Source organism: Rhizobacter sp. P1_G5 (genome assembly GCF_056405435.1).
Map to the genome: position 1 here is coordinate 1 of NZ_JBFUCB010000076.1, position 15,856 is coordinate 15,856.

Below are 15,856 nucleotides of genomic sequence, written 5' to 3' on the forward strand. Positions count from 1 at the left end.
GCGCGGGTGGCCTGGGCGTGCTGCGCGCCCTGCGCGCGCGCCACGACAGCACGCCGGTCATCGTGCTGACCGCCCGCGACGGCGTCGGCGAGCGCGTCGCCGGCCTCGACGCCGGTGCCGACGACTACCTCGTCAAACCCTTCGAGCTCGATGAACTGAGTGCCCGCATGCGCGCCGTGCTGCGCCGCCACAGCGGCCGGGCGCAGCCGCTGCTCAGCCACGGCGGCGTCACGCTCGACCCGGCCACGCGCCAGGTGGCGCGCGACGGCGTGCCGGTGCTGCTGTCGGCGCGCGAGTTCGCGGTGCTCGAGGCGCTGATGGCCCGGCCCGGCGCGCTGCTGTCGCGCGCCCAGCTCGAGGACCGGCTCTACGGCTGGGGCGAAGAGATCGAGAGCAACGCCGTCTCGGTCTACATCCACCAGCTGCGCCGCAAGCTGGGCGCCGACTTCATCCAGAACATGCGCGGCGTCGGCTACTACGTCGGCACGCCCGGCACACCCCCGGCGGGCGGCGCTTGAAGTCGATCCGCCTGCGCCTGCTGCTGGCGCTGCTCGCGATGCTGATGGTGGCCGCCGCGGTGATGGGCGCGATCACCTACCGCAGCGTGCTCAGCGAGACCGAGGCGCTGTTCGACTACCAGCTGCGCCAGATGGCGCTGTCGCTGCGCGACCAGGGCGAGATCGCGACCGAGCAGATGAACGCGCTGGCCGACGAGCAGTTCGATTTCGTCGTGCAGATCTGGAGCGTCGACGGCCGCCGCATCTACGCGACGCGCGACCACCCCGACCTGCCGACCCGCGTGCTGCTCGGGCTCGCCACCGTGCAGGCCGGCGCCGACGGTGYGGGCCCGGCCTGGCGCACCTTCAGCGTGGCCACCGGCTCCCGCGTGATCCAGGTGGCGCAACCGGCGCAGATCCGCAAGCGGCTGGCGGCCGGCGCGGCGCTGCGCAGCGTCGCGCCGCTGCTGCTGCTGGCGCCGGTGATGGCGCTGGCGATGGGCTGGATCGCGGCGCTCACGCTGCGCCCGTTGCGCCGCGTCGCAGGGCAGCTGCGCGAACGCGGCGAGCAACTGCTGGAGCCCCTGCCGCAGCACGGCCTGCCGGACGAGGTGGCGCCGCTGGTCGGCGCGCTGAACGCGCTGCTGCAGCGCCTGGGCCATTCGCTCGACACGCAGCGCGCGTTCGTGTCCGACGCGGCGCACGAGCTGCGCTCGCCGCTGACGGCGCTGAAGCTGCAGCTGGAGCTGCTGAAGCGCGCGCCCGACGACGCGCAGCGCCAGCAGGCCATCGACGCACTGAGCCACGGCATCGACCGCTCGGCACGGCTGGTCGAGCAGCTGCTGACGCTCGCACGCACCGAGCCCGGCGCCGCGCCCGCCGCCACCGAGCGCGTGGACCTGGCCGAGGTGGTGCGCCAGGCGCTGGTCGACACCGCGGCGTTCGCGCTGTCGCGCGGCGCCGACTTCGAACTGTTCGCGGATGAACCGGTGTTCGTGCAGGGCGATCGCAACGCGCTGTCGGTGCTGGCGCGCAACCTCGCGGACAACGCGGTGCGCTACTCGCCGCCGGGCTCGCGCATCGAGCTGCACGTGGCGATCGAGGAGGGCGCCGCGATCCTGCAGGTCGACGACGCCGGCCCCGGCATTCCACCGGGCGACCGCGAGCGCGTGTTCGACCGCTTCTACCGCCGCGCCGAGCACGAGGAATCGGGCACCGGCCTCGGCCTTGCGATCGTGCGCGGCGTCGCGCAGCAGCACGGCGCGAGCGTCACGCTCGGCGACTCGCCGCTCGGCGGCCTGCGCGCCACGGTGCGCTTCGAGGCGGCTGCATGACCCGCCGCGGGTGGACCTGGAAGATCTGGTTGCTGGCCTGCCTCGCCGGCATGGCCTTCGCCGCGCAGGCCGAGCAGATGTCGCTGCGCGAGTACGGCCAGGCCGACGGGCTGGACAACCTGGCGGCACGTGCGCTGGCGCAGGACCGTGCCGGCTTCCTGTGGGTCGGTACCGAGAACGGCCTCTACCGCTTCGATGGCGAGCGCTTCGAGCGCATCGGGGCCGAGCAGGGATTGATCGAGGTCAACGCGCTCGCTGCCGATGCGGCCGGTCGCGTCTGGGTCGGCACCACTGACGGGCTGTTCGTGTTGCAGAAGGGCGCGTTGCGCCGCGTCGATCGCGAAGGGAGGCCGATCACCGTCTTCTTCCCGCAGGGTCTCGCGGCGGCCGGCGCGGACCGGCTGTGGGTGATCGACGGGGATGGTCGGCTGCTCGTGGTCAGCAGCCCCGATGACGGCGAGCACTGGCGGGTGAGTGACGGCCCGGCGACCGTGCAGGCGCCCCTGCGCCAGCTGGAGAGCGTGCTCGCGACCGGCGACGATGAGCTCTGGCTCGGCTGCGGCGAAGCGCTGTGCCGCCTGCATGCGGGGCAGCTGGAGGTCTGGGACGCCGGGCGCGGCGTGCCGCGCCAGCGCTGGTCGCGGCTGCTGCGCAGCCGCGAGGGCGCACTGTGGGCCCGCAGTTCGAGCGGCATCGTGCAGCTGCCGGCCGGTGCAGAGCGCTTCGTCGAGCGCGGCGATGCGCAGTTCGTCGAGGATCCGGTGGCGAACTATCCGCTGCTCGAGGACGCTCAGCAGCGCATCCTGACCGCGGTGCCGCAGGCCTTGCTGCGCTGGGATGGCCGCTCGTGGCAGCGTTTCGGCAACGACGCCGGGCTGCCGCTGGGTGGCAAGCTGCGCGCGATGCTGGCCGACCGCGAAGGCGGGGTCTGGCTGGGGCAGCTCGGCGCCGGCGTGCTGCAGTGGCGCGGTTACGGCCTGTGGGAGAACTGGTCGGTCGCAGACGGGCTGCCGCGCTCCACCGTATGGAGCATCCGGCGCAGCGCGGCACCGGGGGGGCAGCGCCTGCACGTCGCCACCGGCGGCGGGCTGGCTGTCTTCGACGCTGCGGCGCGCCGTTTCGTCGCGGCTGCGCCCGATACGCCGGCCACGCGCGAGGTGTCGAGTCTCGAACAGGACGGTGYCGGCGGGCTGTGGGCCGRCACCCGGGGCGGGAAACTGCTGCGCTTCAGCAACGCCGCGGGCCCCCAGCCGGCGTCGGTCGAAAGCCTCGATCAGGCGCCATCGATCTACCGCGTGCAGCGCGATCGCGACGCCGAGCTGTGGATCRCGTCCGACGAGGGCGTGTACCGCTGGCGCACGGAGGTGGCGGGCTCGAGGCCGCAGCTCGCCGACCCGATGGCCAAGGGGATGTTCGTCGACATGTGCCGGGCGCCGGACGGCACGCTGTGGTTCGCCGGCGAGCCGGGCATCGCACGCCTGGCGGGCRGACGCTGGCAGCCCGCACGCCTGCTCGAACCCGGCCGCGCCGGCAGGGAGTCGGCCATCGGCTGCCTGCGCGACGGCAGTGTCGTCGCGGCGAGCGCCGACCAGCGCCTGCGCCGCCTGGTGTCGCAGGGCGACGCGATCGTCGCCACCGACATCACGCCGCCGCTGTTGCGCGGGCGCAGCGTGCTTGAGCTGCTGGAGGACCGCCGGGGCTGGCTGTGGGCGAACACCGACGCCGGCGTGGGGGTGTGGAACGGCAGGGTGTGGCGCCTGCTCGATCAGCGCAACGGGCTGGTCTGGAACGACACCTCGAGCGGCGCCTTGTACGAGGACACCGACGGCACGATCTGGATCGGCACCAGCCGCGGCGCATCCCACCTGGTTGCGCCCGATGCACTGTTCGCGGACGGGACGCGGGACGCGACCATCCTGTCCGTGYGCAGCAATGGCGTGTCCCTGCCGACGGATCGAAGGCTGCGGCTGCCGTGGTCGCGCGGCGCGCTGGAGATCGGGCTGGCCGTGCCGGCCTACCGCGACCGCAACGGCCTGGCGCTGGAATACCGCCTCGCCGGCTTCGACGACCGATGGACCGTGGCGCCGCACACCGATGTGCGCCTGACCGGCCTGCCGGCTGGCAGCTACCGCTTCGAGGCCCGGGCCGCCGACCTGGAGCGCGGCTCGCGATCGGCCAGCGTAGCGCTGGACTTCGAGATCGAGCCGGCCTGGTGGGCCACACGCACGTTCTACGCCGCCTGCGCCGCGCTGGCGCTCGGGCTGGCCTGGGCCTGGTCATGGTGGCGCACGCGCGCGCTGGTGCGCGCCGAGCAGCGGCTGCAGGCCCTGGTGCGCGAACGCACGCGCGAGCTCGAGGCCTCGCAGGAGCAGCTGCGCGAGCAGGCCACGAAGGACGCGCTGACCGGCGCCTGGAACCGGCGCGCGATCCTGGAGATCCTCGAGCGCGAGGTCGGGCGCACGCGGCGCGAGCGCAGGTCCCTGACCCTGGTGCTGGCCGACATCGATCACTTCAAGCGCATCAACGACAGCCACGGCCACCCGGCAGGCGATGCCGTGCTGCGCGAGTTCGTCGCCCGCCTGGCGGGCGAGGTCCGCCCCTATGACGCCATCGGCCGCTACGGCGGCGAGGAGTTTCTGCTGATCCTGCCCGGGCTGGGCTCCGGGCCGACCGAGGACCGCGAACGCCTGGCGCGTATCCACGCTGCGGTCGCGGCGATGCCGATGCAGGCCGGCGAGACCGCCGTGGCGGTCACGTGCTCCTTCGGCGCGATCGGCCTGGAGCCTTCGTCGCGCCTCAGCATCGACGACATGATCGCGGCGGCCGATGCGGCGTTGCACCGTGCCAAGCACGGCGGACGCGATCGCATCGAGTACGCGCCGCCGGTGGCCGCCGCTACATGACGCGCCCGAACCACCACACCGACAGCGTCGCCGCCACCAGCACCAGCAGGGCCCCGAACGCCGCGAACAGGCTGCTGACCTCGGTCTCCTTCTTCTCGACCATCAGCCGCGAGCTGAGGCTCTGGTAGACCTTCTTCAGGTCGGTGGCGGTGCCGGCGTAGAAGTACTCGCCGCGCGTCAGGTTGGCGATGTTCTTCAGCGTCTCCTCGTCCAGGCGCACGCGCATCGACCAGCCCTCGAAGCCGATCGTCTCGCCTTCCTTGGTGCCGATGCCCACCGAATACACCTTCACGCCGCGGTCGGCCGCCATCTTCGCGGCGTCCAGCGGGTCGGGCCCGGTGGTGCGCTGGCCATCGGTCAGCAGGATCACCGCGGCCGAGGCGTACGAGCCCGGCGCGACCGGCACGAAATCCTGCTTCGGCTTGTCGTTCGGCCCGAGCGGCATGTTGCGCTGGCCGGTGATCTGCGACAGGTCGATGCCGGCCTCCGGAAAGATCGTCGCGAGCGACAGCACGATGCCGCTGCCGATCGCGGTGCCGCGCTGCAGCTGGAAGCGGTCGATCGCGGCCACCACGTCGTCGCGGCTCTGCGTCGGCGGCTGCACCACCGCGGCAGTGCCGGCGAACGACACCACGCCCACGCGCACGCTGCGCGGCAGGTCGATCAGGAAGGACTTGGCGGCCTCCTGCGCGGCCGTCAGGCGATCCGGCTGCACGTCGGTGGCGCGCATGCTGCCGGAGACATCCATCGCGAGGATGATGGTCTCCTGCTGCAGCGGCAGCGTCACCACCGCCATCGGCCGCGCGGTCGCGATCAGCAAGGCACCGAGCGCCACGAGCAGCAGGGCCGGCGGCACATGGCGGCGCCAGCCGGGGCCGCCGCCCTGGGCCTGCTTGACGATGGCCAGGCTCGCGAAGCGCAGCGTCGATTTCTTGCGCTTGTTCAGCAGCCACAGGTAGAGCAGCACCAGCAACGGCACCGCCAGCAGCGCCCACAGCAGGTGAGGCCAGACGAAGGTCATGCCGCGCTCCTCGATGCACCGACAAGAGGCCGCAGGTGCGCCGCCATCCCGCCGCCGTGCGAGGCCCGCGCGCGCTGCCGGCGCAGCTCGACGAAGCGCAGCAGCGCCTCGCCCAGGTCGTCGTCGGTGGTCAGCTCCAGCGTGTCGACGCCGGCGCGCGCGAAGGCGGCGTGCAGTTCGTCCTCGCGCGACTCGGCGATGCGCGCGAAGCGCTCGCGGAAGCCCGGGTCGTGGGTGTCGACCAGCAGCTGCTCGCCGGTCTCGGCATCCTGCAGCGTGACGAGGCCGAGGTCCGGCAGGTCGAGTTCCATCTCGTCGTACAGCCGCACCGCCAGCACCTCGTGGCGCTGCGCCAGGCGCGCCATCGCGTCGGCCCAGCCGGGTGCGCTGATGAAGTCGGAGACGACGAACACCATCGAACGCCGCGGGATCATCGTCGCCGCGCGCTGCAGCAGGTCGCCGAGCCGCGTCTCGCGCTGCGCTGCAGCCTGCGGCGCCGCATGCGCGCGCAGCCGCTGCAGCAGGTTCAGCACATGGCTGCGGCCGGTGCGCGGCGGCAGCACCGCATCGACCTGGCTGCCGTAGAACACCGCGCCGACGCGGTTGCCGTGCCGCGTCAGCAGGCGCGCCAGCACGGTGACGAACTCGGCCGACACGCTGCGCTTGCTGCGCTGCGCACCGAAATCGATGCTGCCGCTCAGGTCGAGCAGGAACCAGGCGCTCATCTCGCGGTCTTCGGTGAACTCGCGCACGTGCGGCACCTGCAGCCGCGCGGTGACGTTCCAGTCGATGTGGCGCACGTCGTCGTGGTGCTGGTACTCGCGCAGGTCGGCCAGGTCGAGCCCGGCGCCGCGCCACAGCGTGCGGTAGTCGCCCTGCAGCAGGCCGTCGAGGCGGCGCAGCACGGTCCACTCGAGCCGCTGCAGCACCGATTCGGCGCTGGGCGTCGCAGGCGATCTGGCGGACTCGTCCATCAGCGCCCCGCTTCTTCGGCCCGGTGCGCCATCGGCTTGTCGGGCTTGGGCACCTTCTGCACGATCTTGTGGACGACCTGGTCCGCGCTCAGCCCCTCGGCGAGCGCTTCGTAGCTCAGCACCAGGCGATGCCGCAGCACGTCGGGCACCAGGTCGAGCACGTCTTCGGGCAGCGCATAGCTGCGCCCGCGCAGCAGCGCCATCGCGCGCGCGCCCTCGATCAGGCCGATGGTGGCGCGCGGGCTGGCGCCGAAGCTGATGAACTTGGCGAGGTCCGGCAGGCCGTAGCGCGCCGGGTTGCGCGTCGCGCTGACCAGCCGCACCGCGTACTGCATCAGCGCCGGGTCGACGTACACGCTGCGGCAGCGGTGCTGCAGCTCGGCGAGCTGCTCGGTGCTCGCGACGGCGCTCACCTGCACCGGGTCGCCGGTGACGCGCTCGACGATCACGAACTCCTCTTCCTCGCTCGGGTAGCCGACCAGCACCTTCATCATGAAGCGGTCGACCTGCGCCTCGGGCAGCGGGTAGGTGCCCTCGGTCTCGATCGGGTTCTGCGTGGCCATCACGAGGAAGGGCGAGGGCACCTTGTGCGTCTCGCCGGCGATCGTCACCTGGCGTTCCTGCATCACCTCCAGCAGCGCGCTCTGCACCTTGGCCGGGGCGCGGTTGATCTCGTCGGCCAGCAGCAGGTTCGCGAACACCGGGCCGAGCGAGGTCGCGAACTCGCCGGTCTTCTGGTTGTAGATGCGTGTGCCGACCAGGTCGGCCGGCACCAGGTCGGGCGTGAACTGGATGCGCTTGAAGCTGCCGCGCAGCGTGGTCGCGAGCGTCTTGATGGTGATCGTCTTCGCGAGGCCCGGCACCCCCTCGACCAGCAGGTGGCCCTGGGCCAGCATCGCCACCATCACGCGCTCGAGGAACTTGTCCTGCCCGACCACGACGCGCTTGACTTCGTACAGCAGCCGCTCCATCAGCGTCGCGGTGTTCTGGCTGTCGGGCTGGTCCATGAAGTCTCCGGGTGAGGGTGGAAATCAGAACGGCGGCATGCCGGCCGCGTTGGCGGCGCTGTCGATCGGCACCGCGAAGCCGATGCCGATGAAGGTGCGGTGCTCGGTCGGGTTCAGGATCGCGGTGACGATGCCGACCACCGAGCCGTCCATCGTCACCAGCGGGCCGCCGGAGTTGCCGGGGTTGGCGGCGGCATCGAACTGGATCAGGTTGTTCAGCAGCCGCTGGCCCTGCGGCGAGCGGAAGTCGCGCTTCAGGCCGGAGATCACGCCGCCGGACACCGACGGGCCGATGCCGAACGGGTAGCCGACCGCGATCACCTGGTCGCCGGCCCGCAGGTCGGAGGCCGAGCGCATCGTCGCGGCCTGCAGGTCGTCGGGAATGCTCTTGGCACGCAGCACCGCCAAGTCGTGCTCCGGCTCGACGCCGACCACCGTCGCGTCCGACTCGAAGCCGTCGGCGAAGGTCACGCGCAACTTCTTCGACCCCTGCACCACGTGCAGGTTGGTCAGGATGGTGCCGTTGTCGATGATCACGACGCCGGAGCCGGTGGAGGTGGACAGGTGCGGCTCGCCGGGCTCGGGCGAGTCGGAGGCGGTCTGCTTCTTGCGGTCGCCCGGCACGGGCTTCGCGGCCTTCGGCAGCGGCCCCGGCTTGGCGCGCTTCGCATCGGGCGTGGCCTCGGCCTTCGCGCGGTCGGGCTCGTCGCCATCGGTGCCGACCACGCGCACGACCGACGGGGCGATGATCTCGTACGCCTTCGCGTAGGCGGACGGCAGCGGCTCCTTCTCAAGCGAGTGGCGCACGGCGGCGTCGATGTCGGCCTGGGTTAGCGCGCGGGCGGCCGGGTTGATCGCCTGCCAGCCGGCCACGCCGCCCAGCACCAGCACGGCGCCGGAAAAGCCCCACAGCAGGCGTTCATGGCGGCCGAACCAGCCGCGCCAGCGGGAGGGCGCCACGGCGGGTGTTGCCGCCGGCGATGCGTCCGCCGCGACCGGTGTCTCGGGCGCAACCGAGGATGCACCGGCGGGTGCCCGCCGAGAGCGGCTGTAGAGCGGAGCCTGTCTCATGCCTGCCTCCTGCGATGGCAGTCGGCACATTGAGAAACAAAACTGTGCCGAACGCTGACGATGGCGTCACCGTAACACGGAGTCGCCGGCCGTGCACGCCCCGAGGTACTGGTTGAGCTGGCGGGCAAGGCATCATCCGGGGGATGCGCTGGATCGACTCCCATTGCCACCTCGATGCCCCCGAATTCGACCCCGACCGCGAGGCGGTGGTCGAGCGGGCGCGGGCCGCCGGCGTCACGCAGCAGGTGCTGCCGGCGGTCGCGGTGGGCAATTTCGAGACGGTGAGGGCGCTGGCGCACCAGCATGGGTTGGCCTATGCGCTGGGCATCCACCCGCTGTGCGTCGACGCGGCCGGCGACGGCGACCTGGCGCTGCTGCGCCAGGCCCTGGCGCAGCACAWCGGCGACCCCCGCCTGGTGGCGGTCGGCGAGATCGGGCTGGACCATTTCGTGCCGGGCCTCGACCAGGCGCGTGGTGAGCACTTCTTCGCTGAGCAGCTGAAGCTGGCGCGCGAGTTCGGCCTGCCGGTGATCGTGCATGTGCGGCGCTCGGCCGATTCGCTGCTGAAGCACCTGCGCCGCATCGAGGTGCGCGGCATCGCCCACGCCTTCAACGGCAGCGCGCAGCAGGCCGAGGTGTTCGTCGGGCTGGGCTTCAAGCTGGGTTTCGGCGGCGCGATGACCTTCGATCGCGCGCTGCAGATCCGCCGCCTGGCGCAGACGGTGCCGGCCGAGGCCCTGGTGCTGGAGACCGATGCCCCCGACATCCCGCCGCACTGGCTGTACCGCACGGCCGGGCAGCGCGCGGCGGGTGCCACCTCGCGCAACGAGCCGGCGGAGCTGCCGCGCATCGCCGAGGTGCTGGCCGGCCTGCGCGGCCTGTCGCTGCACGACTTGTCGCAACTGACACGCGCCAACACGCACGCCGCGCTGCCGCGCCTCGCGGCTCTGGCAGACTGGCCGGCCCGATGAAGCCAGCGCTCTCTTCCACCGCCACCCCCACCGTCGAGCCGCTGCTGCAGGGCCTGCCGCCGGTGATCGGCCCGCGCACGCGGCTGGTGGTGCTGGGCAGCTTTCCTGGCGTCGCCTCCTTGCAGGCCGGCCAGTACTACGCCCACCCGCGCAACCACTTCTGGCCGATCCTGTCGGCGCTGTGGGATGTCGACCTGCGGACCCTGCCTTACGCCCGGCGCATCGACGAAGTGCGCGAGCGCGGGCTGGGCATCTGGGACGTCTATGCCCATTGCCGCCGCGAGGGCAGCCTCGACAGCGCGATCGAGGATGCGCAGTACAACGACCTCGCCGGCCTGCAGCGGCTCGCGCCCGGCCTGCAGGGCATCGCCCACAATGGCGGCGAATCGGCCCGGGCGATGCGGTTCACCGCGACGCTCGGCGTGCCGGTGACGCGCCTGCCGTCGACCAGCCCGGCCAACGCCTCGTGGAGCTTCGAGCGCAAGCTGGCCGCCTGGCGCGCCGCCTTCGAATCCCACGGAATTGCCTGAACCATTGCCCTGATGCCTGCCCGCCCGACACCCGAACCCGAACTCGTCCCCGCCACCCTCTCCGAGGCCGACGGCGTGCGCTACCTGCACCTGGGCACGCCCTGGGTGCAGGGCGCGATGCGCGTGCGCAAGCCGAACGTGATCGAGCTCGACTACGTGCAGCGCATGATGGTCTGGCTGCTGCTGATCGAGCCCGAGGCGCTCGGCGAGGGCCATGCGGTGCAGCTCGGCCTGGGCGCCGCGGCCATCACGCGCTTCACGCAGCGCATGGGCATGCGCACCACGGCCGTCGAGCTGAACCCGACCGTCATCACCGCCTGCCGGCTGTGGTTCAAGCTGCCGGAAGACGACGACCGGCTGCAGGTGCTGAACCAGGACGCCGGCCTGTGGGTGGCCGACCCGAAGAATGCCGGCAGCGTGCAGGTGCTGTGCGTGGACCTGTACGACCACGAGGCCGCCAGCCCGGTGCTCGACGACGACGCGTTCTACCGCGCCTGCCACCGCGTGCTGGCCGATGGCGGCGTGATGACGGTCAACCTGTTCGGCCGCGATGCGAGCTACGAGCAGAGCGCGGCGCGCATCGCGGCCGCCTTCGGCGAGGCGGCCGTGTGGAGCATGCGGCCCACCCGCGAGGGCAACACCGTCGTGGTCGGCATGAAGGGGCGGGTACTTCCGTCCCGTGAAGTCCTGGCCGCGCGGGCCGACAACATCGAGAACCGCTTCGACCTGCCTGCGCGCAAGTGGCTGCGGATGATCAGAAACACGAACGGGGTGACCCCATGACCGCAGCGGCTTCGACGACGAAACACCCCAAGGCCGACAAGGGCGCCGCCGGGCACCCGCGCGGCCGCCTCGAGTGGCGACGCATGCTGCACTGGCTGCTCGAGGACGGCGTGATCGGCCGCGAGGACCATGACCGCACCGAGAAGCGCTTCGCGGCGGCCGAGAGCGTGCAGCATCCGCTGGTGCGGCTGGGCAGCGCGGGCCTGTCGAACCTGTCCGGCAAGCCGCTCGACACCGAGATGCTCACCGAATGGCTGGCCGGCCGCATCGGCATGCCGTACATGCGCATCGATCCGCTGAAGGTCGACGTGGGCCGCGTCGGCGACGTGATGTCGATCAGCTATGCCGAGCGCCGCCGCGCGCTGCCGCTGCTGTTCGGTGCACAGGACGTGACGGTGGCGACCAGCGAGCCGTTCGACATCGCCTGGGCGCCCGAGATCGAGGCCCACACGCGCAAGACGCTGCGGCTGGTGCTGGTCAACCCGATCGAGGTGGCGCGCTACACGACCGAGTTCTACACGCTGTCGCGCTCGGTGCGCGCGGCGGCCAAGAACGGCGAGAACTCGGCGGCCGCGAGCTTCGAGCAGTTGGTGGAGCTCGGGCGCAGCAACAAGCAGCTCGATGCCAACGACCAGGGCGTCGTGCAGGTGGTCGACTGGCTGTGGCAGTACGCCTTCGACCAGCGCGCGAGCGACATCCACCTGGAGCCGCGCCGCGAGCTGAGCCTGATCCGCTTCCGCATCGACGGCGTGATGCACACCGTCTACCAGCTGCCGCCCGGCGTGATGAACGCGATGATCGCGCGCGTGAAGCTGCTCGGCCGCATGGACGTGGTCGAGAAGCGGCGTCCGCTCGACGGCCGCATCAAGACGCGCAACCCGAACGGCGACGAGGTGGAGATGCGGCTGTCGACGCTGCCCACCGCGTTCGGCGAGAAGATGGTGATGCGGATCTTCGACCCGGACACGACCGTCAAGTCGCTCGATGCGCTCGGCTTCGGCAGCCACGACGCCCAGCGATGGGAGGGGCTCACCGCGCGGCCGCACGGCATCATCCTCGTGACCGGGCCGACCGGATCGGGCAAGACCACCACGCTGTACTCCACGCTGAAGCGGCTGGCCACCGACGAGGTCAACGTCTGCACGATCGAAGACCCGATCGAGATGATCCAGCCCACCTTCAACCAGACGCAGGTGCAACCTGCGCTGGACCTCGGCTTCGCCGAAGGCGTGCGGGCGCTGATGCGGCAGGACCCGGACATCATCATGGTGGGCGAAATCCGCGACCTGGAGACCGCCGAGATGGCGATCCAGGCCGCGCTGACCGGCCACCTGGTGTTCAGCACGCTGCACACCAACGACTCGGCCTCGGCGGTGACGCGGCTGGTCGACCTGGGCGTGCCGCCGTACCTGATCGGCGCCACCGTGATCGGCGTGCTGGCGCAGCGGCTGGTGCGCGCGCTGTGCGCGAGCTGCAAGCAGCCCGATGAAGCCGTGACGGCCGAGACGCTGAACGAGGCCATCAAGCCGTGGCGCATCAACGGCAAGGCGCGGCCCTACAAGCCGGTGGGCTGCCTCGAATGCCGCATGACGGGATTCCGCGGCCGCGCGGGGCTCTACGAACTGCTGACGCTGAACGAGGCGGCGCAGCCGGCCATCCACCCGGTGCCCGATGCGTCGAAGCTGCGCCAGCTGTCGCTCGCCGAGGGGCTGCGGCCCTTGCGGCTGGCCGGGATGATGAAGGTGGCCGAAGGCGTCACCACGATGGACGAGGTGCTGCGCTCGACGCCGTCCTGGGACACCTGATGACACCTCAGGACACGCTGCGCTACGTGTAAACCACACACGGCGCCTGGAGTGGTCTGCCTAGAATCGTCCGCAAGCTGTAACAGACAGCGTCACGTCCACCCAGGACACGAGGAGCTATTCGTGCAGATCAAGAGCCAACGGGACTTCTGGTCCGGTTTGATGTTCATCGTCGTCGGCGTGGTGTTCGCCGTCGGTGCGACGAACTACAGCATGGGGAGCTCGGCGCGGCCGGGCCCCGGCTACTTCCCGCTGATCCTCAGCGTGCTGATGGCGATCCTGGGCGGCTTCGTGCTGTTCAAGTCGCTGACCATCGAGGTCGAGGGGGGCGACCCGATCGGCCACATCGCGTGGCGCCCGCTGCTGGTGATCGTCGCGGCGATCGCGGTGTTCGGCCTCGCGCTGCCGCGCCTGGGCCTGGTGATCACGGTGCCGATCCTGATCCTGATGACCAGCCTCGCCGGCGATGAATTCAAGTGGAAGGGCGTCGTCGCGACGGCCGTCGTGCTCACCGTGGGTTCGTGGGCGATCTTCGTGCTCGGGCTGAAGCTGGTCATCCCGATGTGGCCCTGGTTCGTGGGCTGAAAAGGAAAACACCATGGACTTGTTGGGAAACCTCGCACTCGGCTTCGGCGTCGCCTTCACGGCGCAGAACCTGATGTATGCGTTCTTCGGTTCGGTGCTGGGCACGCTGATCGGCGTGCTGCCCGGGCTGGGCCCGGTGGCCACCATCGCGATGCTGCTGCCGTCGATCTATGCGCTCGACGCGACGCCGGCGCTGATCATGCTGGCCGGCATCTACTACGGCGCGCAGTACGGCGGCTCGACGACCGCCATCCTGATCAACGTGCCGGGTGAGTCGAGCTCGGTCGTGACCGCGATCGACGGCTACCAGATGGCCCGCCAGGGCCGTGCCGGTGCGGCGCTCGCCGCGGCAGGCCTGGGCTCGTTCTTCGCCGGCTGCGTGGGCACCATCATCATCGCGGCCTTCGCGCCGCCGCTGACCGAGCTGGCCTTCAAGTTCGGCCCGCAGGAGTACTTCTCGCTGATGGTGCTGGGCCTGATCGGCGCCGTGGTGCTGGCCTCGGGCTCGCTGATCAAGGCGATCTCGATGATCATCCTCGGCCTGCTGCTCGCGCAGATCAACACCGACGTGATCTCCGGCCAGGCGCGCTACAGCTTCGACGTCCCCGAGTTGACCGACGGCATCGGCTTCGTCGTGATCGCGATGGGCGTGTTCGGTTTCGGCGAGATCATCGCCAACCTGGGCATGCCGGCCGAGCACCGCGAGGTGTTCACGAAGAGCGTGAAGGGCCTGTGGCCGACCAAGCAGGACTTCAAGGACGCCTGGCCCGCGGTGCTGCGCGGCACCGCACTGGGTTCGGTGCTGGGCGTGCTGCCGGGCGGCGGTGCGCTGCTGGCCTCGTTCGCGGCGTACACGGTCGAGAAGAAGGTGGCAGGCGCTTCCGGCCGCTTCGGCAAGGGCGACATCCGCGGCGTGGCCGGTCCCGAGTCGGCGAACAACGCCGGTGCGCAGACCTCGTTCATCCCGATGCTGACGCTGGGCATCCCGCCGAACGCGGTGATGGCGCTGATGGTGGGCGCGATGACGATCAAGGGCATCCAGCCCGGCCCGCAGGTGATGACGAGCAACCCGCAGCTGTTCTGGGGCCTGATCGCCTCGATGTGGGTCGGCAACGCGATGCTGGTGATCCTGAACCTGCCGCTGATCGGCATCTGGATCAAGCTGCTGACGGTGCCCTACCGCTTCCTGTTCCCGGCGATCACGCTGTTCTGCTGCATCGGTGTGTACACGCTGAACAACAACACCTTCGACGTCTACATGACGGCGGCGTTCGCGGTGGTGGGCTACCTGTTCTACAAGCTGAGTTGCGAGCCGGCGCCGCTGCTGCTGGGCTTYATCCTSGGCCCSATGATGGAAGAGAACCTGCGCCGSGCSCTGCTGCTKTCRCGYGGCGACTGGAGCACCTTCCTCGTGCGGCCGCTGTCGGCCGGGCTGCTGATCGCGGCCGCCCTGATGATCGTGATCGTGCTGCTGCCGTCGATCAAGTCCAAACGCGAAGAGGCATTCCAGGAGGAATAGCGCTCTTCCAGTCAAAACACAGGCCGCCTCGAGCGGCCTGTTTCTTTTGGGGCGCGGCGGGCATCATCCGCGCATCACTTTCAAGGGCCAGGGAATGGACGCAACGAATCACTTTGACTGGAGCGCTGGCTATTCGAGCCAGCGCCTGCCGGTGTTCGGCCGCAACGTGGTGTCGACCTCGCACCCGCTGGGCGCGCAGGCCGGATTGCGCATGCTGCTGAACGGCGGCAACGCGGTGGATGCGGCGATCGCCGCGGCGGCCGCGATGACCGTCGTCGAGCCGGTCAGCAACGGGCTCGGCTCCGACGCGTTCTGCATCCTGTGGGACGGGCAGTCGCTGCACGGCCTGAATGCGAGCGGGCGCGCGCCGGCGGCCTGGACGCCCGGGTACTTCCGCGGCAAGTACGGCGCCGATGCGAAGACGCCGCCGGTGCGCGGCTGGGACAGTGCCACGGTGCCGGGCGCCGTCGCCGGCTGGGTGGCCTTGAGCGAGCGCTTCGGCAAGCTGCCGTTCGCCGACCTGCTGGCGCCGGCCATCGAGATCGCCGAGCGCGGGTATGCGGTGCCTACCGTCGTGCAGCAGAAGTGGTCGGCCGCGGTGCCGCTGCTGGAGCAGCAGCCGGGCTTCGCCGAGACCTTCATGCCGCACGGCCGCGCGCCGAACCTCGGCGAGCTGTTCCGCTTCCCCGGTGCCGCGCGGTCGCTGCGCCTGATCGCGCAGACGCGGGGCGCCGCGTACTACGGCGGCGAGATCGCCGAGGCGGCGGCCCGCCACGCGAAGGCGCACGGCGGCGCGATCAGCGTGGCCGATTTCGCGACCTACCGGCCGGAGTGGGTGGCACCGATCGGCCAGGCC

At 71.0% G+C, this 15,856-nt stretch carries 14 protein-coding genes; 10 read left to right on the plus strand and 4 right to left on the minus strand.

Features of this window, described 5'->3' with window-relative positions; translation table 11 throughout:
- The 3 genes from AC1D12_RS08125 to AC1D12_RS08135 all read left to right on the plus strand — a co-directional run.
- Positions 1–518: winged helix-turn-helix domain-containing protein (locus AC1D12_RS08125; RefSeq protein ID WP_477839847.1), on the plus strand; the 518-nt coding region annotated here is incomplete at its 5' end.
- Positions 515–1,831, plus strand: coding sequence for an ATP-binding protein (locus AC1D12_RS08130; protein WP_477839849.1), 1,317 nt, complete (start codon positions 515–517; stop codon positions 1,829–1,831). The genes AC1D12_RS08125 and AC1D12_RS08130, both read left to right, overlap by 4 nt.
- Positions 1,828–4,734: a ligand-binding sensor domain-containing diguanylate cyclase gene (locus AC1D12_RS08135; protein ID WP_477839851.1), complete on the plus strand. Its 2,907-nt coding sequence runs from the start codon at positions 1,828–1,830 to the stop codon at positions 4,732–4,734. Before AC1D12_RS08130 ends, AC1D12_RS08135 begins: the two co-directional genes overlap by 4 nt.
- Here the strand turns inward: AC1D12_RS08135 and AC1D12_RS08140 are convergent.
- The 4 genes from AC1D12_RS08140 to AC1D12_RS08155 are packed head-to-tail and all read right to left on the minus strand — an operon-like array spanning position 4,727 to position 8,807.
- On the minus strand, positions 4,727–5,755 hold the full coding sequence (locus AC1D12_RS08140; RefSeq protein ID WP_047504484.1) for a VWA domain-containing protein: 1,029 nt from the start codon (positions 5,753–5,755) through the stop codon (positions 4,727–4,729). The genes AC1D12_RS08135 and AC1D12_RS08140 overlap by 8 nt on opposite strands.
- Positions 5,752–6,729, minus strand: coding sequence for a DUF58 domain-containing protein (locus AC1D12_RS08145; RefSeq protein ID WP_477839854.1), 978 nt, complete (start codon positions 6,727–6,729; stop codon positions 5,752–5,754). The genes AC1D12_RS08140 and AC1D12_RS08145 overlap by 4 nt, the downstream gene beginning before the upstream one ends.
- The gene (locus AC1D12_RS08150; RefSeq protein ID WP_477839856.1) at positions 6,729–7,736 is read right to left on the minus strand and encodes an AAA family ATPase; all 1,008 of its coding nucleotides are present in this window, start codon (positions 7,734–7,736) and stop codon (positions 6,729–6,731) included. The genes AC1D12_RS08145 and AC1D12_RS08150 overlap by 1 nt, the downstream gene beginning before the upstream one ends.
- Positions 7,737–7,760: 24 nt before the next feature.
- Positions 7,761–8,807 carry a S1C family serine protease gene (locus AC1D12_RS08155; RefSeq protein ID WP_465111857.1) on the minus strand — a complete coding sequence of 349 codons (1,047 nt, stop codon included), beginning with the start codon at positions 8,805–8,807 and terminating at the stop codon, positions 7,761–7,763.
- Between the two features lie 143 nt (positions 8,808–8,950).
- On the opposite strand from AC1D12_RS08155, the gene AC1D12_RS08160 reads away from it, so the two are divergent.
- The 7 genes from AC1D12_RS08160 to AC1D12_RS08190 form a co-directional block, all read left to right on the plus strand.
- Positions 8,951–9,778 (plus strand): TatD family hydrolase, encoded by an 828-nt coding sequence (locus AC1D12_RS08160; RefSeq protein WP_477839858.1) that lies wholly within the window; start codon positions 8,951–8,953, stop codon positions 9,776–9,778.
- Positions 9,775–10,308: a DNA-deoxyinosine glycosylase gene (locus tag AC1D12_RS08165; protein WP_477826861.1), complete on the plus strand. Its 534-nt coding sequence runs from the start codon at positions 9,775–9,777 to the stop codon at positions 10,306–10,308. Before AC1D12_RS08160 ends, AC1D12_RS08165 begins: the two co-directional genes overlap by 4 nt.
- 12 nt (positions 10,309–10,320) lie before the next feature.
- A complete protein-coding gene (locus tag AC1D12_RS08170) occupies positions 10,321–11,091 on the plus strand; it encodes a class I SAM-dependent methyltransferase (protein ID WP_465111860.1) in 771 nt (256 codons plus the stop codon).
- Positions 11,088–12,896 carry a GspE/PulE family protein gene (locus tag AC1D12_RS08175; protein WP_465111861.1) on the plus strand — a complete coding sequence of 603 codons (1,809 nt, stop codon included), beginning with the start codon at positions 11,088–11,090 and terminating at the stop codon, positions 12,894–12,896. Before AC1D12_RS08170 ends, AC1D12_RS08175 begins: the two co-directional genes overlap by 4 nt.
- Positions 12,897–13,019: 123 nt before the next feature.
- The gene (locus AC1D12_RS08180; RefSeq protein WP_477828318.1) at positions 13,020–13,481 is read left to right on the plus strand and encodes a tripartite tricarboxylate transporter TctB family protein; all 462 of its coding nucleotides are present in this window, start codon (positions 13,020–13,022) and stop codon (positions 13,479–13,481) included.
- Positions 13,482–13,494: 13 nt separating this feature from the next.
- Positions 13,495–15,000 (plus strand): tripartite tricarboxylate transporter permease, encoded by a 1,506-nt coding sequence (locus AC1D12_RS08185; RefSeq protein WP_477839860.1) that lies wholly within the window; start codon positions 13,495–13,497, stop codon positions 14,998–15,000.
- 94 nt (positions 15,001–15,094) lie between these two features.
- On the plus strand, positions 15,095–15,856 hold a 762-nt coding region (locus AC1D12_RS08190), incomplete at its 3' end, for a gamma-glutamyltransferase (protein WP_477839861.1).

Coding starts and splice junctions, on each gene's coding strand:
- AC1D12_RS08140 (WP_047504484.1), bottom strand. CDS start 5,755: ATGACCTTCGTCTGGCCTCACCTGCTGTGGGCGCTGCTGGCGGTGCCG.
- AC1D12_RS08145 (WP_477839854.1), bottom strand. CDS start 6,729: ATGGACGAGTCCGCCAGATCGCCTGCGACGCCCAGCGCCGAATCGGTG.
- AC1D12_RS08150 (WP_477839856.1), bottom strand. CDS start 7,736: ATGGACCAGCCCGACAGCCAGAACACCGCGACGCTGATGGAGCGGCTG.
- AC1D12_RS08155 (WP_465111857.1), bottom strand. CDS start 8,807: ATGAGACAGGCTCCGCTCTACAGCCGCTCTCGGCGGGCACCCGCCGGT.
- AC1D12_RS08165 (WP_477826861.1), top strand. CDS start 9,775: ATGAAGCCAGCGCTCTCTTCCACCGCCACCCCCACCGTCGAGCCGCTG.
- AC1D12_RS08170 (WP_465111860.1), top strand. CDS start 10,321: ATGCCTGCCCGCCCGACACCCGAACCCGAACTCGTCCCCGCCACCCTC.
- AC1D12_RS08175 (WP_465111861.1), top strand. CDS start 11,088: ATGACCGCAGCGGCTTCGACGACGAAACACCCCAAGGCCGACAAGGGC.